Source organism: Nonomuraea sp. NPDC052129 (assembly GCF_040680095.1).
GTDB lineage: Bacteria > Actinomycetota > Actinomycetes > Streptosporangiales > Streptosporangiaceae > Nonomuraea.
The window spans coordinates 1-20,826 of record NZ_JBFAVX010000051.1 but is presented as its reverse complement, the minus strand read 5'-3'; the positions used below and the strand labels follow the sequence as shown (position 1 = coordinate 20,826).

Genomic DNA, 20,826 nt, shown 5'->3' with positions numbered 1-20,826 from the left:
ACGCGAACGTAACCCGGCCCCGTACCGTTGAAAAGACCCCCAGTTGAAAGACCCCCGGCGCCACGCTTGGTGCGAAGAGAGGGCGGCCCCGCGTGGTACTCGGGACCGCCCCAGATCAGCGGGCTGGCGGGGCTAGCGGGTCAGCGGACGCGGATGAAAACGGGGTTGGAGTAGAACCACAGGTCCTGCCACGGGCTCTCCTTGCCGTCGGCCGCCGGCTCCATCTCGTCGGTGCTGGTGCCGCGTACTCGCAGGTAGCTGTCGGTCTGCACGTCGCGCAGCGTGTGCCGGATGACATAGTCCCGGCCCTGCCGGCGCCAGTCGCCCGGGCCGAAGCGCGCCACGACCTTGGTGGTGGGGTTGGTGTCGGCGTCCAGGTTGGCGCTCACGCCGCTCACCTGTCCGGTGATGAGGTCGACGCGCCGCACTTCCGGGCGGTCGCCGTTGCCGTTCTTGCCCTCCAGCGGCCGGAACCGGATCTCGACCTCGACGTCGGTGCGGTTGCGCCGGTTGACCACCAGCGTCTCGCCCACGGTGGCCTGGCGGCCCTGGTTGCCGGCGGTGACGTCGAGAGCGGTGATCAGGTCCCCGGTGGCGACGAAGATGCGGCCGTTGCGCAGGGCGTCCATGATGTCGCCGTAGTCCTGGCGGGCCATCACGTACGTCTTGCTGTACTCGCCCGGCCAGAAGTCCGAACCGCCGCGGGTCCAGTGCACGTGCGAGTCGGAGGTGGCCGTGATCCACCAGTGCCGGCCCTCGCCCAGCAGGGAGTCCCACAGGCCGCCGACCCGCGCGGTCATCTGGTCGAAGCCGCCGTAGGTGGGGTGGTTGCCGTACCCGCCGCGGGCGCCGCCGTTCAGCGGGCCGGCCTGGTGGCCAGGGGCGCCCTCGAATCCCACGTACACGTCGGGGGCGGTGTTGTTGCCGTTGCGGAACTCGCGCGGAGTGTCCTGCCCCCACACGCCGAGCCCGGTCGCCGACCGCGCCGCGTGGTGTGCGATCACCAGCGGCTTCTGCCGCATGTCGCGGGCGGCCTTGAGGAACTCCACCATCTTGGCCTCGGTGTCGCGGCCGGCGTCGGCCGGGAAGGCGTCGTGCTTGGCGAAGCGACTCTCCAGCTCGAACAGCTGCTGCGCCTCGTCGGCGTGGTGCGGGATCATCAATGTGTGGTGGTCCAGCGCCGGCGCGTCGAACTCCATGCCCCAGAACTGCAGGACCTCGGGTACGAGCACGCGCGAGCGCAGCAGGTCGGGGTAAGCCTGCTCCAGGTTCACCTTGGAATGCGTCGGGCCGCCGTGGTCGGTGCACATCGCCCAGGTCAACCCGAAATACTTGGCCATGATCGCGTTGGTGACGATCGGGTAGACAGCGTCGGCGCCCTTGTGGAAGGTCGGCGGGTTGGTCTTGGTGTCGAACTCACCGCTGTACTCGGAGTGCACATGATGATCGCCCGCCCGCCACATCCGGCCGTTGGCGGCGCCGTTGCCGAAGGAGCGCTCGTCGTCGGCCTGCGCGGCGGTGCCGCCCACCAGGGGTGCCGCGGCGGCCAGCGTCGCCCCGACACCGGCGTACTTGACCAGCCGCCGCCGGGAAAGCCCGGCCGACTCGGCCTGTTCGTCCTTGTTGTTCCTCACGATGAAGCCTTTCGCGGTGCAGGTAGGGTGCCGACCCGCAAGCCTCGAAGAGCCGGCTGAACGCCATGTGAACGCCGCTCGGGACGAGCAAGAACACTGCGTTGATCCCATCCGGAACCCGCCCGAACCCGGGGCCGCTGGTGCGAGGACGGCCGTTGTCGACGCTGAAAGGGGCAGGCCCGAGAGGTCGCCGCCAGGTCCTGTTCGGGCCGATCGGTATAGTTGAGGGAACCTCCTTGGAGGAGGTCGCGGTGGTGGGGCCCACCGCCTCGCCGCCGATCCGGTGGCGGGTAACCGTGGCACCCAGCCGCCAACGGTCCCTACCAGAGGTTGTTTTGTGCTGCTGGTAGGAGGATCTTCATGTCCCGTCCCGAAACGGAGCGTCCCGTGGACGCCGATGTCGACCTGCGCGTGGCCGCCCAGCGGGCCGAGCTGCGCCGGGCTCCGTGGGCGACGCTGGGGGTGATCGCGCTCGGCGGCGCGGCGGGTGGGCTGGCCCGCTACGGCCTGGGCGTGGCCTTTCCGCGCCAGGCCGGGGCCTTTCCGTGGACGACGCTGGCCATCAACACCGTCGGGTGTCTGCTGATCGGAGTGCTCATGGTGGCCATCACCGAGGTCTGGTCCGCGCCCGGATGGGTGCGCCCGCTGCTGGGCGTCGGCGTGCTGGGCGGGTTCACCACCTTCTCCACGTACATCCTGGAGACCAGCCAGCTGCTGGCGGACGACGCCGCTCGCATGGCGCTGGCGTACCTGGCGCTGACCCCCGTGCTGGCCTTGACCGCGGTGTGGGCGGGCAGCGCCGCGGCCCGCTGGTGCGCCGGAAGGAGCAGGCGGGCATGAAACTGACCGGAGCGGCGCTACGGCTGACCATCTACGTCGGCGACACCGACTCCTGGCACCACAAGCCGCTGTATCACGAGATCGTCCACCGTGCGCATGCGGCCGGGCTGGCCGGGGCGAGCGTGTTTCGCGGCATGGAGGGCTACGGCGCCTCCAACCACATCCACACCTCACGCATCCTGTCGCTGTCGGGGGACTTGCCGGTGTCGGTCGTCATCGTCGATGCCGCCGAACGGATCCGGGCCTTCCTGCCACAGCTGGACGAGCTGATCTCTGAGGGTCTGGTCATCCTGGACGAGGTCGAGGTGATCCGCTACGTCGGCCGCCCCAGCAGCGGGCAGGCCCGGTGAGCGGCCCGCTGACAGTGGCGCTGGTCGTTCTCGGCGCGGCGATCGGCGCGCCGCTGCGCTACCTGGCCGACCGGTTCGTCCAGGCGCGCCACGATTCCCTGTTCCCGTGGGGCACCTTCAGCGTCAACCTGGCCGGATCGGCGCTGCTGGGCTTCCTGGCCGGACTGCCCGCCGACGGCGCGGTGCTGGCCTTCGCCGGCGCCGGGTTCTGCGGCGCGCTGACCACCTACTCCACCTTCAGCTATGAGACCCTGCGGCTGGCCCAGGACGGCGCTCGCTTCGTCGCCTGGGCCAATGTGGTGGCCAGCGTGGCCGGCGGCCTGGGCGCGGGCGTGTTCGGCTTCGCGCTGGCCCATGCAGTGACGGGCTGAGCCCGGTGGTGATCGATGCCGTGTACGCGTCGGCCTCGGATGCGGCGTTCGTGCCGACGTCGGTGATCGACGGCACGTTCGCGCTGACGTCGGTGATCGATGCCAGGTTCGCGCCGACGCTGGCCGCCGCGTGCGCGGCGGCGTTCGTGCTGGCGGTGGTCTCGGCGGTGGCCGGGTTCGGTGGTGGGGTGCTGCTGCTGCCGGTCTTCACCGCGTTGTTCGGGTTACGCGTGGCGGTGCCGATGCTGACGCTGGCCCAACTGGCCAGCAACGGCTCTCGCGTCGTGTTCAACCGGCGTGAGCTGCGCTGGTCGCTGGTGGGCTGGTTCGCCCTCGGTGCCGTCCCGCTGGCCGTGGCCGGCGGCCTGCTGCTGGCGCACGCTCCGCTGGGGCCGCTCAAGCGGCTGCTGGGCGTATTCCTGCTGGTCGTGGTCGCCTGGCGGCGCCTGCGCCCCCATCCCCGCTCGCCGGCCGACCCGGTCTTCGCGGCGGTCGGGGCGGCCTCCGGTCTCGGCTCGGCGCTGCTGGGCTCGGTCGGACCGCTCACCGCGCCGTTCTTCCTGGCGTACGGCCTGACGCGAGCCGCCTACATCGGCACCGAAGCGGCCAGCGCCCTGGTCATGCACCTGGCCAAGATCGCCGCTTATGGTGCCGGAGATCTGCTCGGCTGGCGCGTCCTGACCTACGGCGCGGCCCTGACCCCGGCCACGCTGGCCGGCGCCTGGCTGGGCAAGAAGATCGTCGCCCGGGTCAGCGACGGGGTGTTCGTCGTGGCGGTGGAGGCCGGGCTGGTGGTGGCCGGCGTGTTGTTGCTGATCGGTCTCTGACCTGGGGCGGATTCTCGTGGTGGCGGCTTTCAACGGCTGGTGTCGGCCTGGCCGCGAATGGCCGCGAATGGCGGCGGTGATGCGAATCGGCGATCAGGGAGAGCCAGCCGTGACGCCGGACCTCATCTCGCCGGAGCTATTCGTTGCCGCCGATTGTTACGGATGTAACATGGGCGCGTGACGGAGAGCGCGGACGAGCAGGGCTGGTTGTTGATCAGCGTGTCCACGGCGGGAGCCGCCCCCACGCTGCGGGTGCAGGTGTGGCGCAAGCTGCGCTCGCTGGGCGCGCTGTATCTGCAGCAGTCGGTATGCCTGCTGCCTGAACGTGAGCAGACCCTGCGCCAGGTGCGCCGCTTGCTCGACCGGGTACGTCAGCAGGGCGGCACCGGCCGCCTCCTGCACGTGGCGCTGACCGATCAGGCCGAGGAGCGGCAGGTCACCGGCGAGTTCAACGCCGCCCGAGACGCCGAGTACGCCGAAGTACTGGAGCGCCTGCCCGCCTTCCGGCAGGAACTGGCGCGCGAGCGGGAGCGCGGCAGGGCCACCTACGCCGAGGTCGAGGAGTCGGAGGCCGACCTGGAGCGCTTCCGCTCCTGGCTGGCCAAGATCGCCGCCCGCGACTACTTCGCCGCCCCGGCCGGCGCGGCGGCGCGAGCCGGGGTCGAGGAGGCCGCGGCCGACCTGGCCGCCTTCGAGCAGGACGCGCTCGCGGCCGAGTCACCGGCCACGGAGAGCGGTCTCACCGTGGGGGCGCGGGCCGCGTCCGAGGTGCCCGCCACCGAGAGCGGTCTCCGCGTGGCGGAGAACGGAACGGGGGAGCGGTCATGACCGGCTGGTGGGGATGGGATCTGCTGATCGGGATCGCCGTCGCGCTGCTGGTCACCTGGTTGGCGCTGATCGCGGCGCTGGCAGTCCTCCGGCCGCGCGGCGGGCTGCTGCGCGAGGCGTTGCGCCTGCTGCCCGACGTGCTGCGGTTGGTGCGCCGCCTGGCCGCCGACCGTGAGTTGCCACGCGGGGTGCGGGTACGTCTGGGGTTGCTGCTGGCTTACCTGGCCATGCCTCTCGATCTTGTGCCCGACTTCATCCCGGTCCTGGGTTACGCCGACGACGCGATCATCGTCACGGCGGTGCTGCGCTCGGTGGTCCGCCGCGCCGGGCTGCAGGCGGTGCGCCGCCACTGGCCCGGCACCGAGGACGGGTTCACCGCGCTGTGCCGCCTGACCGGCCTGGCCGAGCGCGGCTCGGCGTCCTGAGTCTCGCGAGAGCCTGTGGCATCCTGCCGACCGCGGGCAGGGCGCGGGAATCGGTGAGCAGCAGGCCGGCCGGCCCAAGCTCGGGGCGGTAGCCGTGGGCGCGGAGCACCGCGCAGGCGGCGTGGTCGTCGCGGGTGGCCAGGCGCACGTGGCGGCGGCGGTGCCGGTCCAGGTGGTCGGCGTCGTGTTCGCCGATCAGGCGGCCGTGGTGCAGGATGCCGATGCGGGTGGCCAGGCGGGCGACCTCGGCCAGCAGGTGGCTGGACAGGAACACGGTGGTGCCGTGCTGGTGGGCCAGGTCGGTGAGCAGGGCGCGGATCTCGCGTTGCCAGGTAGTCGGCGCAGCCGGCGGACCACCTCCAGGTTCTCGCGTACGGTCAGCTCGGGGTAGGCGGCGGCCTCTTCCACCAGGTAGCCCACCTTGGCCCAGGCGGTGCGGTCGCCGGCCGTGACGTCGGCGCCCAGGACCCGTACCCCACCGGCGGTGGGTGCGATCATGCCGAGCAGCATGCGGATCAGGGTGGTCTTGCCGGCGCCGTTGAGACCGAGCAGGGCGTAGATCTGTCCCGCCTGCACCCGCAGGCTGACGTCGTCGACGGCTGCCACGTCGCGATAGCGCTTGCTGAGGTGAGCGATCTCGATGACCGGGGTTGCCGCGCTCATGGCCGGGGGCGCGGGCTGAGAGGCGCCGTCATCAAGTCGTGGGGGTACGGGTTTCGGGGGCACACGGGCACATCCTTCACTCGATACGGAGTGGACGTGCCGACCAGACTTCCCGGCTCACCTGCTGCCAACGTACCCCTCTCGGTTCACCCCGAATAGTGGCGCTGCCGGACTTGTCACATGAGGTAGCGCAGCCACAGGTAAGGGGCGACCAGCGTGACGGTGACCGCGGTGACGATCAGGCCGTACTTGGTGAACTGCCAGAAGCTGATGGGAGTGCCGTTACGGGCGGCGATGCCGAGCACGACCACGTTGGCGGCGGCACCGACGGCGGTGGCGTTGCCGCCCAGGTCGGCGCCGAAGGCCAGCGCCCACCACAGCACCTGTCCGGGCCCGTTGCCGCCGCTTGCCTGCACGAGGTCGGACACGATCGGGCTCATCGTCGCCACGTAGGGGATGTTGTCGACGATGGCCGACAGCACGGCCGAGGCGCCCAGGATGCCCATGGTGGCCAGTTCCAGTTGTCCGCCGGTCGCCGCGGCGGCGGCCTGGGACAGCCGGCCGATGACGCCGGTGTCGACCAGCGCGCCGACCATGACGAACAGCCCGGCGAAGAACACCAGCGTGGGCCACTCCACCTCGGCGATGGCCTGCTCGGTGGTCACCTTGGTCGCGGCCACCAGCACGCCCGCGCCGAGCAGTGCGACCACCGACGGCTCGTAGCGCAGCACGGGGTGCAGCACGAACGCCGCCATCACCAGCGCCAGCACGGCCAGCGACTGCCACAGCAGCCTGTGGTCGGCGATCGCCTCCCGCTCGTCCAGCGCCATGATCTCGCTGGCGCGTTCGGGGTCGTAGCGGAACGAGCGGCCGAACATCAGCCAGCACAGCCCGACGAACACCGCCATCAGCACGATGACCATGGGTGCCATGTGAAGGAGGAAGTCGTTGAAGCTCAGGCCCCCACGGCTGGCGATGATGATGTTCGGCGGGTCGCCGACCAGAGTGGCCGTGCCGCCGATGTTGGAGGCCATCGCCTCGGCGATCAGGAACGGCGCCGGGTTGACGGCGAGCCGCTCGCACACCAGGAAGGTCACCGGCGCGATCAGCAGCACTGTTGTCACGTTGTCGAGCAGCGCCGACACGCCGGCGGTGATCAGCACCAGCTGCACCATCAGCCGGAACGGCCGCCCGCGAGCGCGCTTGGCGGCCCAGATCGCCAGGTACTCGAAGACGCCCGTCTCCTTCAGTACGCCGACGATGACCATCATGCCGAGCAGCAGGAAGATGACGTTCCAGTCGATCCCGGTGTGCTCGGAGAAGAACGCCGCCTTCGCGCCCGTGGCGTGGACGGCCAGCATGATCCCGGCGCCGCCGAGCGCGGCGGCGACCCGGTGGACCTTCTCGGTGGCGATCAATGTGTACGCGGCCAGGAACACCGCCACGCTCACCCAAGCCAGCACATTCACGCCGCGAGCACCCGGTCCAGCAGCGCCTGCAGAGTCACCGCGCCCAGCAGGCGCCCATCGGCGACGATCGCGACCAGCGGGCTGTGGGTGCGGGCCATCAACGCGGCCAGCTCCAGGACGGTGGCATCGGGGTCGGTGACCGGCAACTCGCGCCGGTCTCGTGGCAGGACCTCGCGTATGGTGCGGCCCTCCAGCGCGTTCAGGAAGGCGTCGGCGTGCGCCTCGTCCACCACCCGGGCCAGCGCCGGATCATCCTGGCAATAGCCGGGCACGGCCAGCCGCAGCACCTGGGTGCCGGGCAGGATCGTGAACGGCGCGCCGTCGTCATCCACCACGATGATGCCGGGCAGATCCTGCTCGGCGAGCATCCTGGCCGCATCGATCACGGGAGAGTCGAGACCGACCACGGGAAAAGCGGCGAGCAGGTCGTGGGCACGCACCGGGCACATCCTTCGGGATCAACGGGACTTCGGGGTCAACGAGACAAGGACCTGCCGACCAGACTTCCCGGCGCACCTGTAGGAAACGTATCAAGAGCCGTCAAGATCGCACAGGCCGGGGAGGAGGTGCCATGGTCGACTCCGCATCGCCTGAAGCGCGGCATCACGCGGGCGGGCGCGGGGCCGCGGTCGTGTTCAGGCCGTCCAGGAGCAGGTCGAGGCCGGTGATGAACTGGTCGCGGTCGTCGTGCTCGCGCAGGTCCGTGGTGGTGCGCGTCAGGAAGGGGTAGTCGGCGGGGTCGAGTTCCGCCCAGCTTTCGGCGGTCTGCGCGAGGTAGGCGTCCCGGCTGGTGGCCGCGTCGAGGGTGGCGCGTGGGGTGATGATCTGGGCGCTGACGCCGGTGATGTAGTAGGAGATCGCGGTGGAGACCGCGAAATGCCGTTCGGGGGGCAGCCCGGTCCGTGCGACAAGGGTGCCGATGCGGTCGAGCAGGCGCAGCGCGTTCGCCAGCGTGGCCGGCGCGGTGACGTGGGAGGCCGCCCACGGATGCCGATCGAGGGCATCGAAGACGGCGATGGCGAGCGCGCGCAGCCCGGCGCCGGCGCCTTCCTCGAGACGCGGAACCGCGGCGAAGGCGTGGCCGAGCACCTGATCGGCGGCCAGGGCGACGAGCTCGTCCTTGTTCGTCATGTGCCAATAAAGCGCGCCGGGTCCGGTGTTCAGCTGTTTGGCCAGCAGCCGGAAGGTGAGTCCCCGCTCGCCGTGCTCGTCCAGCAGCGTGACGGCCGCGTCGACGATCACCTCTCGCGAAAGGGCGCCGGCGCGTCCCCCGGTGGGTGCTCTTCCGCGTGTCCGTGGCATGACCTCATTTTGACACATCCTGGACCGGCGTTCCATATTACTTATGGAACGCCGATCCATATAGGCGTCCGGGCAGCCGCCCGGCGCTCCGCCCGTACGGGAACGAGGAAGCCCATGAACACCAGCCACCCCCCGATCGCCATCGTCGGCGCCGGCCTCGGCGGCTTGACCCTCGCCCGGGTCCTGCACGTCCACGGCATCCCCGCGACGGTCTACGAGGCCGACCCCTCGGCGAAGTCCCGTACGCAGGGCGGCCAGCTCGACATCCACGAGGACGACGGGCAGCGCGCGCTCGCCGACGCCGGTCTCACCGCCGAGTTCCGCGCGATCATCCACGAAGGCGCTGAGGCGCTGCGCGTGCTCGACCAGCACGGCAAGCTGCTGTTCGACGCCCCGGATGATGGCAAGGCGCGGCGTCCCGAAGTGCTCCGCGGAGACCTGCGCCGAATCCTGCTCGACTCCCTGCCCGGCCAGACGGTCAAGTGGGGGCGCAAGGTCACCGGTGTCCGGCCCCTCGGCGATGGCCGGCACGAGCTGACCTTCGCCGACGGCGCGAGCGTGACCAGCGGCCTGCTCGTCGGTGCCGATGGCGCCTGGTCGAAGATCCGCCCGCTGCTGTCCGACGCCGAGCCCGAGTACATCGGCACGACGTTCATAGACACCTACCTCTACGACGCCGACGAGCGGCACCCCGCGACGGCCGAGGCGGTCGGTGCCGGCGCGATGTACGCGCTGACCCCGGGAAAGGGGATCATCGCGCATCGCGAGGCGGGGAACATCCTGCACACGTACGTCGAGCTGAACCGCCCCGCAGAGTGGATCGTCGACCTCGACTTCACCGACGCCGCCGCCGTGACCGCTCGGGTCGCGGCCGAGTTCGACGGGTGGGCGCCGGAACTCACCGCGCTGATCACCGACGGCGAGACCGCTCCGGTCGCGCGCATGATCCACACGCTCCCGGACGGACACCGATGGGATCGCGTGCCCGGGGTGACGCTCCTCGGCGATGCCGCGCACCTGATGCCGCCGTCAGGAGACGGCGCGAACCTGGCGATGTTCGACGGCGCCGAACTCGCCAAGGCGATCGCCGCGCACCCCGGCGACGTCGAAGCGGCACTCACCGCCTACGAGAAGGAGCTGTTCCCGCGTACCGAGGGCTTCTACGCCGACGCCCACGAGATGCTGGACCTCTGCCTCGGCGACCGCGCACCGTTCGGACTCATCGACCTCGTCAACGGTGATCCCAAGCCCTGAGCCACACCGTCGATCACGGGGCGAAGGCCGCGGCGGCCGCGTGATCCTGCGCGAACCGCTCCTGCTCAGCCGTCCACCCGGCCGCCGCGCGCAGACGGTCGAACTCCTGGGACAGGGTGGTCCCCGAGGTGGTGCGCGCGTCGGTGCTGATGGTGACGGCCAGCCCGTCGGCCAGGAGCCGGGCCGCGGGATGCGCTTGGAGGCTGGAGACCGCGCCGGTCAGTACATTGCTGGTCGGGCACATCTCCAAGGCGATACCGTCGCGCCGCAGCCGCTCGCGGAGCGCGTGCTCGCGGGCGCACCTGACGCCGTGGCCGATCCGGCGCGCGCCGAGCACGTCGATCGCCTCCCACATGCTGTCGGCGCCCGCCGCCTCACCGGCATGGACCGTGCAGGGGAGTCCCGCCGCGTGAGCGAGATCGAAGGCGGCCCGGTGCGGGGTAGCGGGGTGGAGTCGCTCATCGCCCGCGAGATCGAGTCCGGCCACCTTGTCGCGGTGCCGCAGCGCCGTCTCGGCGACGGCGAGGCTCTCCTCGGGCGTCTGGTGTCGCAGGCAGCAGAGCAGCAGCCCGGTGCGTACGCCGGTGCCCTGCCGCCCCGCCGCCAGCCCCTCGGAGACCGCTTGGACCGCCTCGTCCTGAGTCATGCCGCGATGGCCGTGCAACTGCGGGGCGAAGCGCGCCTCGCCATAGACCACGCCGTCGGCGCTCCAGTCTTCGACCAGCTCGCGGGCGGCCCGGTGGAGGGCGTCGGGGGTCTGGAGTACTCGCAGCGGCAGGTCGATGTAGGTGAGGAAGCGGGTCAGGCTGCCGCAGGAGGCGGGTGCCGTGACCAGCCGCTCGACGGGGGCGGTCAAGGCGATGCCCTGGTGGCGTGCCAGGTCGGCGACCGTGCCGGGGCGTACCGATCCGTCGAGGTGACAGTGCAGTTCGTGACGCGGTACGGAAGCGGCGATCATTGGTGCTCTTTCAGGTCATATCGGCTTTGGTGGATTCCGGCGCAGGTGGTGAACAGCAGGTCCTTGAAGCCGGCTTCATTGACCCGGCGGACCAGCGTCAGATTGGGCGGCGGGGCGGCGCGGCGGCGGTCGATGATCAACTGGCCGCGGGTCTCGTCGCCGAGGGCGATGTCCACATGGGCCCGCTCCCGTTCAGTGATCAGTTCGGGCCGCAGTGCCACGGCCATGGCGATGGGGTCAGGGAGGTCATAGCCGGCCAGGCCGGTGACGTCGCGGGCCCAGTCGGCGAGAGTACGGTTCACGCGGTGGGCGAAGGTGGCCATCGGGGTACCGATTCGCTCCAGCCGGGACTGGTCCTCGGGCGTCATGACGGCGTCCCGGCGGGAGACGTCCCAGCCGATCCAGGTCACCTTGTCGGGCGTGGCGCTCCGCAACACCACCCGGGCCGCCTCGGGGTCGGCCCAGGCGTTGAACTCGGCGGTGGCCGTGATGTTGCCGCTCAGGTCCGCGGCGCCGGCCATGCAGTACACATGCCGGTAGCGGGTCAGCAGATCGCGGTCGCGGACCAGCGCGGCCGCGAGATTGGTGAGCGGGCCGAGCGTGACCAGCGTCAGCTCACCGGGGTGATCGCGCGGGGAGGACAGCAGGACCTCGACGGCGTGCCGCTCCTCGGCGAGCCGCAGCGGGTCGGGTAAGCCGATGTCGCCCATCCCGTCCTGGCCGTGCACCTGCTGGGCGGTGGACAGCGGACGTGTCATCGGACGTTCGCATCCCGGGTGGACGGGGATGTCGACGCGCCCGGCCACTTGCAGGGAAAAGAGCGCGTTGCGGGTCCCCGTCGCCAGGGGTACGTTGCCCGCCACCGTGGTCACGGCGCGGATGTCGCCCAGACCGCTGGCGGCGGCCAGCAGCAGCGCCACCGCGTCGTCCGACCCGGTGTCGGTGTCGATGATCAAGGGAAGAGCCGACACTGCTCACCTTTCATCTAATCGGTTAGACCACGGCTATCTAATCGATTAGATGGCAGAATGTAAACTGCTATGACGAAACGCGCAGACAAGCCCATCACGCTCGCCGATGTCGCCCGCCGAGCGGGGACCTCCACGGCGGTGGTGAGCTACGTGATCAACAACGGTCCGCGTCCCGTCGCCGCCGCGACGCGCGAACGCGTCCTGGCGGCCGCGGCCGAGCTGCGCTACCGGCCCAACCGCATTGCCAGGGCACTGCGCTCGCGTACGACGGGCGTGGTCGGCCTGGTGCTGGCCGACGCGTCCAATCCCTACTTCGGCGCCCTGGCCAGACACATCGAGCAAGCGCTCGAGAAGCGCGACCGCCTCACGCTGGTCGGCAACGCCGGATACTCAGCGGATCGCCAGCGGCATCTCACCGAACGTTTCCTGGCCGCCCAGGTCGACGGGCTGGTGATCGTCGCCGCGGACGGCGGGGGAGATGTGGCGGCCCAGGCTGAGGCGGCAGGCGTACCGGCCGTGTACGTCCATCACGGGCACGCCGGCGGGCACGGACAGGTGGTGGCGGCCGACAACCAGGCCGCCGTGCGCGAAGCCGTCGGACACCTGCGCCGGCACGGGCACCGGAGCCTCGCCTTCCTGTCCGGCCCCACCGATGAAGGACCCGTGGGAGTGCGCCGCGAGGCCTGGGCCACGGCCGTGTCCGGCGATCCGGACGCCGTACTCCTGCGCTGCGACTACTCGCGCGGCGCCGCGGACGCCTTGACCCGCCACCTCATCGCCGAAGGGACCATGCCGCGCGCCTTGATCACCGCCACGGACGAGCACGCCATCGGGGTCCTGTCCGGGGCGTGGGCCCGCGGGCTTGCGGTCCCCGACCGGCTGGCGCTGATCAGCCTCGACGGTACGCCGGAGAGCGCCCACACCGCTCCGGCGCTGACCGTTACCCAACAGCCGCTGCGGGCCATGGCGGAGCAGGCCGTCGAGCTGCTGTTCGGCGATATTTCCGAGGCGCTTGCCGCGCATGCCCCGTTGGTCGTCAGGCGCAGCTGCGGCTGTGCGGCTTCTTCCGCAACCCACGGCCGGATGCGGTCGACCCCGAAACCGGGGAACGCTATCCGGATGTGATCGTCTTCTGGGTCGAGTCCGAGGCGGACAAGCAGGCGCTGGTGCAGGACGAGGCGTCGCAGTTCTTCACCACCGCGCACTTCAACGGTCACCCGTCGGTACTCCTGCGGGCCGGCCGGATCGGTGAACTCACCCGCAACGAGCTGGCCGAGGTGGTCCAGGACGCGTGGCTGTCCCGTGCGTCAGCGCGCAGAGCGGCAGCCTGGCTGAGTGCACATCCTCCGGCGTGATCACACTTCGCCTGGGGAAGGTTGCTCACGGGTCCGGGCGTCCACCTCGTCCCATACTCCGACGCGAAGGTTCATTCAATTAATTGATTGAGTAGTATGTGCGGCATGTCGCCAAAGGGATGGCATGCTCACCGAGGTTCAGGGGAGGCCCCACACAATGGTCACGGTTGTTTTCGGCGCCCGGGGGAGTGTCGGCCGCCATGTCGCCGCAGGTCTGACCGCTTTGGGCAGGCCGGTCCGGCTGACGAGCAGGACGCCGGACAGCTCCCACATAGCGGCGGATCTGGACGCGCCGGAAACGTTGTCCGCCGCGCTGGAAGGCGCCTCGCAGGTCTTCCTCTATGCCAAGCCCGCGGGCATCGCCGGTTTCGTGACGGCTGCCCTTACGGCGGGGGTGCGGCACGTGGTGCTGCTCTCGTCCGGGGCGGTCGTGCAGCCCGGCGCCGACCGTAATCCGATCGCGCGGGACCATCGCATCGTGGAGTCGGCCCTGGAGGAGTCCGGGCTGTCCTGGACCTTCCTCCGGCCGGGGATGTTCGCGACCAACGCCCGATGGTGGTGGACGCGGGCGATCAAGGGCGGGGAGGCGGTGCGACTGCCGTACCCGGAGGCGATGACGGCTCCCGTCAGCGAGCGCGACATGGCCGCGCTCGCGGTGACGGCGCTGACCGAGCGCGGGCACGGGCGGCAGGCGTACACGTTGTACGGGCCGCAGGCGCTCACCCTGCGCGAGCAGGTCGGGCACATCGGCGCGGCCATCGGCAGGGAGATCCCGATCGAGGTGGTCACACCCGAACAGGCACGGGCCGACCTGGGCAGGACGATGCCCGCGATGGGAGTGGAGGCGATCATGGGCGCGTGGTCGACCGGCGCCGAGACCGTCCCGGAGACCTCCGTCATCGTCGAGAAACTCACCGGACGCCCTGCCCAGACCTTCGCGGAATGGGCGGGCGACCACGCTGCCGACTTCCGCTGACCACCTTCAGGGTCCTGCTCGGACAGGTCATGCAGGACCGGGAGTGGTCAGCGGCCTGTGTGGACGGCGGCGAGGAAACCTCCGCTCGACGGTCCGGGGACAGGGCGGCCGTGCTTTCCGGCCTCTACCGGCCAAGCTCAGTCGGATGAGGGGCAGGAGAGCGGTCCGACATCATGGATCCCTCATCGGCCACACTGACTCCATGCGATACCTCGGCCGGGTGCCCGCCCCGCCGCTCGACCGGTTCATCGACGACATCTACTCACTGACCGGGGTACCGCGCCACCGCCGGATGAACATCCCGCCGATGCCGTCGGCACACCTGTTCGTCAACCTGGGCGAACCCGCCCGCCTGTGGGACTCCGACCCTTCGGTGCCGCCGACGGGTGGTTCATGGGTGTGTGGACCAGGCGTTTCCTCGTCGAGTACCCCGCACGGGTGCGACTCGTCGGGGTGCACTTCAAGCGTCTTGAATTCTCTGTGGTTCTCTGAAGGAATCAGGCAACTCGGACGGGCGTGGCCTGGCCTGGGCCGCCCCGGTGCTCGTTGTGCGTGAGCACGGGGGTGGCTTTGGCGTGGTGGAAGCCGGTCCGATGGTGAGAGTTCCTGACATGCCCTGTCTGGTACGGCTGGTGCCGTCCCGGCTTGGGTGCATGGCCCGCCGGACGCTGTCCGCCGCCGGTGGGCGGTGGGGCGGGCACCGTGCGCCGGTCGGGCACACGGCTGGACGTCATCGAGTTGTTTCGCGGGTTGGCCGGGGTGCGGGTGGGCCGTTTCGGGGTGGGGCGCCTCTTGGCTCTGTCGCGTGCTGCCGGTCGGGGGTGCAGATCGGTTCGGGTGCGGCGGGCGCGGCGGGCCGCCCGGGTGGGCCTGCGAGTGCGGCGGGCGCGGGCGACATTCCCCTCCACGATGGCGTGGATGGTGCGCGCCCCGGTGGAACGATGGGTGCGGGTGGCGTGCTGGCCGAGCAGGCCGCGGGAGACGATCCGCTCGGCCGCTGCCCGGTCCCGATCACACGACAGGCCGCAGGCCGGGCAGTAGGCCCACCTCCAGCCCCGCTCGGCGAGCCGGTCCGGGGCCGGGCAATGCTGGAGCACCGACGTGCCATCCCCGCACCGGGGGCAGTACCGGGAGGTCCCACGCGCCGCGACCGTGACCACCGCGATGGCGTACTTGGCCGCCAGATGCCGGATCGCCTCGACGATCCGGCCGCGCACCTGCCCCGACAGTCGCGCATTCGCGCTGCCTCGGCGCCCGCGCGCCTCCAAGGTGGCCAGATCCTCCACATAGATGACCGTCGCCCCCGCGGCGGCGGCCTGATCGACCGCCCACCGCGCCGCCGACCAGGTCAGTGCCTTGTTCAGATTGCGGATGCGAGCGCACAGCCGCTCATGTTCGACACCGAGGGTCTGGCAGACGGCGCTCAGCGTGGCGTAGCGGGAATCGGCGGGCGTGATCCCGGCTAGGAGCCTTTCCAGGTGCCGGTGCTTGGCGGCCAGGTGTTCACGCTCGCCGCGCAGCCGGTGCAGTTTGGCCGACACGCCGCTCGCGTCGTAGATCAGCGGCCGCCCATCGCTCATCACCCGGCCATCGGCCACATCGGCCAGACGCCCCGTCACGCCGACCAGCAGCCCGTTGAGGCCCCAGTCGAACCCGCACCCGATGCGATGACCGGTAGCGGGCGCGAAGCCGACCGGGATCTGGAACGGCAGATCGACCCGCACCCGGCCCTTGACCCCCCGCACGGTAGGGGCGCACAACGCCGCCTCAGCCGGCACGGTCGGCGGCAGCGCGACCGGTACCACATGCCACGCCCAGTCCCGAGAAGACGCGGGCGACTCGACCAGCGGAAGCCGCACCCGCAGCCGGGCGCCGTCGTCGCCGGTGCGCTGCAGGGTGATGAGTTGCCGGTCGGCCGCCGCCAGCACCACCTGCGCCGCAACGTTCGGCGGCTCCTCCAACTCGGTCAGATCGGCCGGCAACACCTCATGCTCGTCGCGATACGCGCGAAGCTGCCGGGTCCGGTTCCGGATGTCGGCCGCCGTCACCCCGTCCGGCAGCAGCGCACGCAGCGCCTGCCACTCGGCGCCCGTACGTGCACCCGTATTCTGCGGCCAGGTGGCCACGATCGCCGCCACCAGACGGCGCCGGTGCAACGCCAGCCGCAACAAGCGGGCGGCCTGCTCTTGGGCGCACCGCATCACCCGATCACAGACGTACACGCCCGAGGGCGGGCTCGCGGCCCAGCCGAGCCTGCGCAGCGCCATCCAGCCCTTCGACGGCAACACCCGCCCGTCCAGCCCCACCCCGGACCCCAAAGCGTCCAGATCAGCCGCATTCCACCGGGCCACCACCAGACGGGCGGTCACATCGCGTGCCAGAGCGGTCAACCAGGCCACCCGCCGCACCAGCAGACCCTGCGAAACAACCTCACCGCTCGCCTCCACCACCGCCGCGTAAGCGGTGCAGGAGGCCGTCGCGGTGAGCCTACTCACCCACCGCCCCCATCAGGTCATGGATGAGCAGCCGGCATCGACGCGTGTACCGCACGGCCTGAAGCCAAACCCGCACCCCGCCCACCCCCGCCACCACGATGTGCGACCGCAACGCTACCAAGAGTTGGGGTCTTTGGGTAGAACACGTGAGCGATACACGCCCGCCGGATACCGATCCATCCCGCGGATCACATTCCACCGGCACAACACGGCCTACGAGCCCAGAGCAGAATCCCAGGTTTTCATAGCGAACATGAAGAACGGTTCATACCCTTGGGGGATTTCGTCGTTCGCCGACATGCCGGCGAACGAGCTGCGGAACCGATGGGTGCCGGTCGACGCCGTCTGGCAACGGTCCTTGGACCGGATTCGCAACCAGGTCGGCGACATCGCATTGGCCACCGAGACACTGCGGGTAGTGGAGGCGGAGCTGCGATCGCGATTCGCCGAGGCACCGTCGCGCGGTCTCGACCTGGTCCAGCACACAGGCGGGCGGTTGGAGACCTCCCACGGCGTGGTCCCGGTCCATGCGCTAGGCGATGCCGCCGGGGTGAGCGGCAAGCACCTGGCCGCGCAGTTCAAGTCTCATGTCGGGGTCACCCCGAAGCAGGTGGCGCGGCTTGAGATCGGGCATGCCGCGTAACGACGCCTGCTGTTCGTTCCACCCGCTCCACCACCACGCTTGCCAGATGAGGCAGGAGACCCTCAACGCATCCAGGAACCACCCCGGAAATGATCATCGATCGAAGCCGCTCGCGTCACAAGATCGGCGACAGAGCCCGTTTGCCCGTACCTGGCTCTGCACATGAGGTCGTACGCCGACGCATGGCGGCACCACATAGAGCAACTGAGCGTTACAGACAATGGCTCAATCCTAAAGTTATCATCGTGAGTCCGGTAAACAATGTTGGCGAATCACGTTCACTCTCCTGTCTTTTGCCGGATTCTGGCGTAATTTTTCGCACTTAGAACCGTTTCACCCTATCGCCTCTTACCGTTAGATCTCACATGAAACAACCCGTTTAGAGGCGACTCGCGGCAGGGAATAATGCTGACGCGTGCGAGCATCATCCGATCGGCCCGTACGGTGATCCATTTAAGTCGATAGCCGTTTACATCAACGAGCGGCTTCCCGTCAAAGGAGGAATATCCATGTCCGAGTCCGTATCCGAGTCCGATTACCACTCGTTTGACGAAGGGGGAGTCCAACATGCCCTCGAGGCGGCAAGGGAAAACCACTCGGGAATGCAACCGCAGGGGAATGGTGAAATCTCCCTGACGTCAGTAAGTGAACTCAGTGTCTCAGCTGGGTGCATTAGCGTCACCGTACGAAACAACCGAGTATGCCTGAACCTTCCGCTAGGGATGGGAAGCCACTGCTTCCGGCTCCCCGTCCACGTCCCAAACGGCACTGCCGCTCAGGCATGCCTGAGCATCTGCACTTTTTGGGGGTTTCCAACAGGTGCCTGCGTCAGCATAGCAGTTGCAGGAGAACGTATCCTGCAACAGTGTTTCGGCAGGTGCTGAATATATCAGCACCGACCGGCAGGGCTCCGGGCAAATTTGCGTTGACGAGCATGGTGCCCGGTTCAGGACATGAGGCCGATACGCCGCGGCAACCATAGAAGTAAACGAACAAGTGTGACCTTCAAGATCATGAATGGCGTTCGAGATGTGGCGCAAAAGACAGCGGGCGTAGGTTGCCGTGTGAACCGAACAAAATTCGGGCGGCAGAAAGACCTGCGCCCGTTTTCTGAAGGCCACTCTAGTGGTATTCGGAGGGTCCACTTCAGCGATCACCATGGTTTATGGTCAACCCGGTCGCGGCAAGGAATCCATCGGGCAGATACGACCGGTACCTGATCTTTTTTTAGCCTGCGTTTCACGATGCGAACCAGGCCATCGAGATCGGCGACGACGAAGTTGGCCGTCTTCCGGCTTCCGGCTCACCCCCCACAGGTGTGGGGAGGACGACGAGAAGCCCTCGGCGAAGTCCCCTGGGACGTTCGATACCGGCCGCCTCCTCATAGCTCCGTGGCCGTACGGCAGACGTAGCCCGCATGCTGCTACACCGGGGGACGGGTGATGAAACCCTCATGCGGGTTTGGCGGAGAACGAGGCAGAAATCGTTAAGGACAGACAGGAAGCCCGCAGCGAACCACCGATCAACCGTGATGTCCCCGCCAGGCGCTACTTGTCCCCGTGGCCCCTCCGGGACCGGTCGAGATCACAAGCGGCGATATCTAGACCATCCACGTCACCATATGTGACCGATTAGGAATGGACAGCAGAGATGGCCAAGGTCAAGGTACTTCTGGAGGTCGAGGCGCCCCGTGTTGAGGGCTTCGGAGCCTTCCGCGCGGCGCTGGGCTCCGAAACCGAAGCGTACGGCCAGGCGGACCGTGTCCTGGACGCGGTCGCCGGACTCGGCGTCGAACCGGACGAGAACCTGGTGCCCGTCCCGATGTTCGCCGCCCACCGAGCGGCGGACGGAACCTACGAGCCGATGCCCGAGCTGAGAGAGTTCGCCTCCTCGGAGACGAACGAAGACATGGCCCCGACCACGGTGGTAATGCCCGTGGAGGTCGACCACACCAGGCTGGAGGATCTGCGCGGACGCGACGGTGTCACCGTGTGGCTGAACTCGCGGCAGTACCTGTACGGGCACTGGGAGATTCTGGGAGAGCTAGACCCGGCGGAGGCCGCCGACTTCGCGCCGTTCGACCTCGCCCGCTCGCGCGTGGCAACCGACTGCAGGCCGTTCCGGCCAGGGGTCGCCCTCGACGTCATCCGGACCCTGCTCGGGGTCTCCAAAGTATGGCAGGACGGCTTCCGCGGGCAGAACGTCGCCGTAGGCATCATCGACGAAGGCGTCAACGGCGGGGTCTACCCGGTCTCCGGCGGGTTCGCCCGTCCCGCAGCCGAACTCCAGCCGGGCGCGGCCCCCGTCACCAGCCACGGCTCCATGTGCGCCGCTGACGTCCTCCTCGCAGCTCCCGCCGCCCGGCTGTACGACTACCCCTTCCTCGGCGTGCCGAACTCCGGCGGCGCCCTGGCGATGTTCCAGGCGGTACTCGACCAGCGGAGGGTCGACGGGACCCCGCACCTAACCACCAACAGCTACGGGTTCTACGGCGCACCCTCCCGCGAGGAGGCTCCCAGGCACGAGGTCTGGGACATCGACCACCCGCTCCACCGCAAGGTGCGCGAGGTCGTGGCCTCCGGCGCGGCAGTGTTCTTCGCCGCGGGAAACTGCGGTACCCCGTGCCCCACTCCCAACTGCGACCTGAGCAGTATCGGCCCGGGGAAATCCGTCCACGGCTCCAACAGTCTCGTCGAGGTCATCACCGTCGCCGCAGTCAACAGCCGAAACGAGCGCATCGGGTACTCCTCCCAGGGGCCCGGTATGTTCGAGGCGAACAAACCGGACTTCGCCGCGTACTCTCACTTTTTCGGCAACTTCGGGCCGGACCGTCCCGGTGGGGCGGAGGAGGCGCCCTTCGACAGCGGGACCTCGGCGGCGACGCCCGTCGCGGCTGGTGTGGCGGCACTGCTATTGTCCGCGTTTCCCGAGCTGACCCCAGCGGAGCTGCGCGCGGCTCTGCTGGCCGGGTTGGTTAACACGACGGGCAGGCCTTGGGACCGCGACTACGGGCACGGGATCCTGAACGCGGCGGCATCCTATTCGTACATGCTGCGGGAGAAGGCTTGAGGGCTGGATCACAAGGGTGGCGCCGTACCCTCCGAGGGCCGCGCGATGAGGGGATGCTGACTATGGATTGGCTTCTGACGGTGCCCGCCGACACCGACCTGGACAGCCTAGCGGCCAGACTATCCGCAGTCGGCTGCACGCTACGTGACCTTGACCCGGTGCCGCTCGGCCCAGGCGAGAAGGTCGTGTACGCCCGAGGGCCGCATGATCTCTCCGCCAGGCTGGAGGCAATCGACATACCCGTGAAGGCGAATCCGGACTCGGAACCCGGGCCTTACCGCGAGCCTGGCCTCTGAGGCTTAGTGGTCATCTGCGTAAATCTCTCGGGGGTTACGCGGCTGCGTCGAGTACGGCAGGCTGATGGTCGCAGCCGGCGGGCTGCTGGGAGTTCGACTC

The 20,826-nt window shown here is 69.3% G+C and carries 21 protein-coding genes; 12 read left to right on the top strand and 9 right to left on the bottom strand.

All coding sequences use genetic code 11. The features are described from left to right. Window positions 1-140 precede the first annotated feature (140 nt). A complete protein-coding gene (locus AB0L53_RS55445) occupies window positions 141-1,634 on the bottom strand; it encodes a phosphoesterase (protein ID WP_364013945.1) in 1,494 nt (497 codons plus the stop codon). A gap of 360 nt (window positions 1,635-1,994) precedes the next feature. On the opposite strand from AB0L53_RS55445, the gene crcB reads away from it, so the two are divergent. The 6 genes from crcB to AB0L53_RS55415 all read left to right on the top strand — a co-directional run bounded on the left by crcB (window position 1,995) and on the right by AB0L53_RS55415 (window position 5,275). Next, entirely contained in the window at window positions 1,995-2,474 is a 480-nt protein-coding gene (gene crcB, locus AB0L53_RS55440; RefSeq protein WP_364013942.1) for a fluoride efflux transporter CrcB, read from the top strand. Beyond that, a complete protein-coding gene (locus AB0L53_RS55435; RefSeq protein WP_364013939.1) occupies window positions 2,471-2,824 on the top strand; it encodes a DUF190 domain-containing protein in 354 nt (117 codons plus the stop codon). The genes crcB and AB0L53_RS55435 overlap by 4 nt, the downstream gene beginning before the upstream one ends. 8 nt (window positions 2,825-2,832) lie before the next feature. Next, window positions 2,833-3,195: a CrcB family protein gene (locus tag AB0L53_RS55430; RefSeq protein ID WP_358543928.1), complete on the top strand. Its 363-nt coding sequence runs from the start codon at window positions 2,833-2,835 to the stop codon at window positions 3,193-3,195. A 5-nt stretch (window positions 3,196-3,200) separates the two neighbouring features. Next, window positions 3,201-4,022 carry a sulfite exporter TauE/SafE family protein gene (locus AB0L53_RS55425; protein WP_364013936.1) on the top strand — a complete coding sequence of 274 codons (822 nt, stop codon included), beginning with the start codon at window positions 3,201-3,203 and terminating at the stop codon, window positions 4,020-4,022. A 177-nt stretch (window positions 4,023-4,199) separates the two neighbouring features. Continuing rightward, window positions 4,200-4,850, top strand: coding sequence for a Chromate resistance protein ChrB (locus tag AB0L53_RS55420; RefSeq protein WP_364013933.1), 651 nt, complete (start codon window positions 4,200-4,202; stop codon window positions 4,848-4,850). Then, window positions 4,847-5,275, top strand: coding sequence for a DUF1232 domain-containing protein (locus AB0L53_RS55415; protein WP_358543334.1), 429 nt, complete (start codon window positions 4,847-4,849; stop codon window positions 5,273-5,275). The genes AB0L53_RS55420 and AB0L53_RS55415 overlap by 4 nt, the downstream gene beginning before the upstream one ends. Here the strand turns inward: AB0L53_RS55415 and AB0L53_RS55410 are convergent. From AB0L53_RS55410 to AB0L53_RS55390, 5 genes are all read right to left on the bottom strand, one after another. Then, on the bottom strand, window positions 5,223-5,549 hold the full coding sequence (locus AB0L53_RS55410) for a hypothetical protein (protein WP_364013930.1): 327 nt from the start codon (window positions 5,547-5,549) through the stop codon (window positions 5,223-5,225). The two genes, AB0L53_RS55415 and AB0L53_RS55410, sit on opposite strands and share 53 nt — an antisense overlap. After that, window positions 5,471-5,938, bottom strand: coding sequence for an ATP-binding cassette domain-containing protein (locus tag AB0L53_RS55405; RefSeq protein ID WP_364013927.1), 468 nt, complete (start codon window positions 5,936-5,938; stop codon window positions 5,471-5,473). Before AB0L53_RS55405 ends, AB0L53_RS55410 begins: the two co-directional genes overlap by 79 nt. Window positions 5,939-6,114: 176 nt before the next feature. Continuing rightward, on the bottom strand, window positions 6,115-7,407 hold the full coding sequence (locus AB0L53_RS55400) for an ArsB/NhaD family transporter (protein ID WP_364013924.1): 1,293 nt from the start codon (window positions 7,405-7,407) through the stop codon (window positions 6,115-6,117). Further along, entirely contained in the window at window positions 7,404-7,856 is a 453-nt protein-coding gene (locus AB0L53_RS55395; RefSeq protein ID WP_364013921.1) for a CBS domain-containing protein, read from the bottom strand. Before AB0L53_RS55395 ends, AB0L53_RS55400 begins: the two co-directional genes overlap by 4 nt. A gap of 154 nt (window positions 7,857-8,010) precedes the next feature. Beyond that, a complete protein-coding gene (locus AB0L53_RS55390; RefSeq protein WP_364013918.1) occupies window positions 8,011-8,709 on the bottom strand; it encodes a TetR/AcrR family transcriptional regulator C-terminal domain-containing protein in 699 nt (232 codons plus the stop codon). Window positions 8,710-8,823: 114 nt separating this feature from the next. On the opposite strand from AB0L53_RS55390, the gene AB0L53_RS55385 reads away from it, so the two are divergent. Continuing rightward, on the top strand, window positions 8,824-9,963 hold the full coding sequence (locus AB0L53_RS55385) for an NAD(P)/FAD-dependent oxidoreductase (protein WP_364013915.1): 1,140 nt from the start codon (window positions 8,824-8,826) through the stop codon (window positions 9,961-9,963). Between the two features lie 13 nt (window positions 9,964-9,976). Here AB0L53_RS55385 and add read toward each other — a convergent pair whose 3' ends face one another. Then, complete coding sequence (gene add / locus AB0L53_RS55380) at window positions 9,977-10,921, bottom strand: adenosine deaminase (RefSeq protein WP_364013912.1); 945 nt, start codon at window positions 10,919-10,921, stop codon at window positions 9,977-9,979. After that, window positions 10,918-11,892 (bottom strand): nucleoside hydrolase, encoded by a 975-nt coding sequence (locus tag AB0L53_RS55375; RefSeq protein WP_364013909.1) that lies wholly within the window; start codon window positions 11,890-11,892, stop codon window positions 10,918-10,920. The genes add and AB0L53_RS55375 overlap by 4 nt, the downstream gene beginning before the upstream one ends. Before the next feature lie 69 nt (window positions 11,893-11,961). Here AB0L53_RS55375 and AB0L53_RS55370 point away from each other — a divergent pair, with 69 nt between their 5' ends. From AB0L53_RS55370 to AB0L53_RS55360, 3 genes are all read left to right on the top strand, one after another. Then, window positions 11,962-13,017, top strand: coding sequence for a LacI family DNA-binding transcriptional regulator (locus AB0L53_RS55370; protein ID WP_364013906.1), 1,056 nt, complete (start codon window positions 11,962-11,964; stop codon window positions 13,015-13,017). Next, a complete protein-coding gene (locus tag AB0L53_RS55365; RefSeq protein ID WP_364013903.1) occupies window positions 13,014-13,247 on the top strand; it encodes a hypothetical protein in 234 nt (77 codons plus the stop codon). The genes AB0L53_RS55370 and AB0L53_RS55365 overlap by 4 nt, the downstream gene beginning before the upstream one ends. A 157-nt stretch (window positions 13,248-13,404) precedes the next feature. After that, window positions 13,405-14,223 carry an NAD(P)H-binding protein gene (locus AB0L53_RS55360; protein ID WP_364013900.1) on the top strand — a complete coding sequence of 273 codons (819 nt, stop codon included), beginning with the start codon at window positions 13,405-13,407 and terminating at the stop codon, window positions 14,221-14,223. Between the two features lie 497 nt (window positions 14,224-14,720). Here the strand turns inward: AB0L53_RS55360 and AB0L53_RS55355 are convergent, their stop codons facing one another. Beyond that, window positions 14,721-16,718: a transposase gene (locus AB0L53_RS55355; RefSeq protein ID WP_364013897.1), complete on the bottom strand. Its 1,998-nt coding sequence runs from the start codon at window positions 16,716-16,718 to the stop codon at window positions 14,721-14,723. Between the two features lie 253 nt (window positions 16,719-16,971). On the opposite strand from AB0L53_RS55355, the gene AB0L53_RS55350 reads away from it, so the two are divergent. Together AB0L53_RS55350 and AB0L53_RS55345 are read left to right on the top strand one after the other, a co-directional pair. Further along, a complete protein-coding gene (locus AB0L53_RS55350; protein WP_364013894.1) occupies window positions 16,972-17,361 on the top strand; it encodes a hypothetical protein in 390 nt (129 codons plus the stop codon). 1,650 nt (window positions 17,362-19,011) lie between these two features. Continuing rightward, window positions 19,012-20,430: a S8 family serine peptidase gene (locus AB0L53_RS55345; RefSeq protein WP_364013891.1), complete on the top strand. Its 1,419-nt coding sequence runs from the start codon at window positions 19,012-19,014 to the stop codon at window positions 20,428-20,430. Window positions 20,431-20,826: the final 396 nt, after the last annotated feature.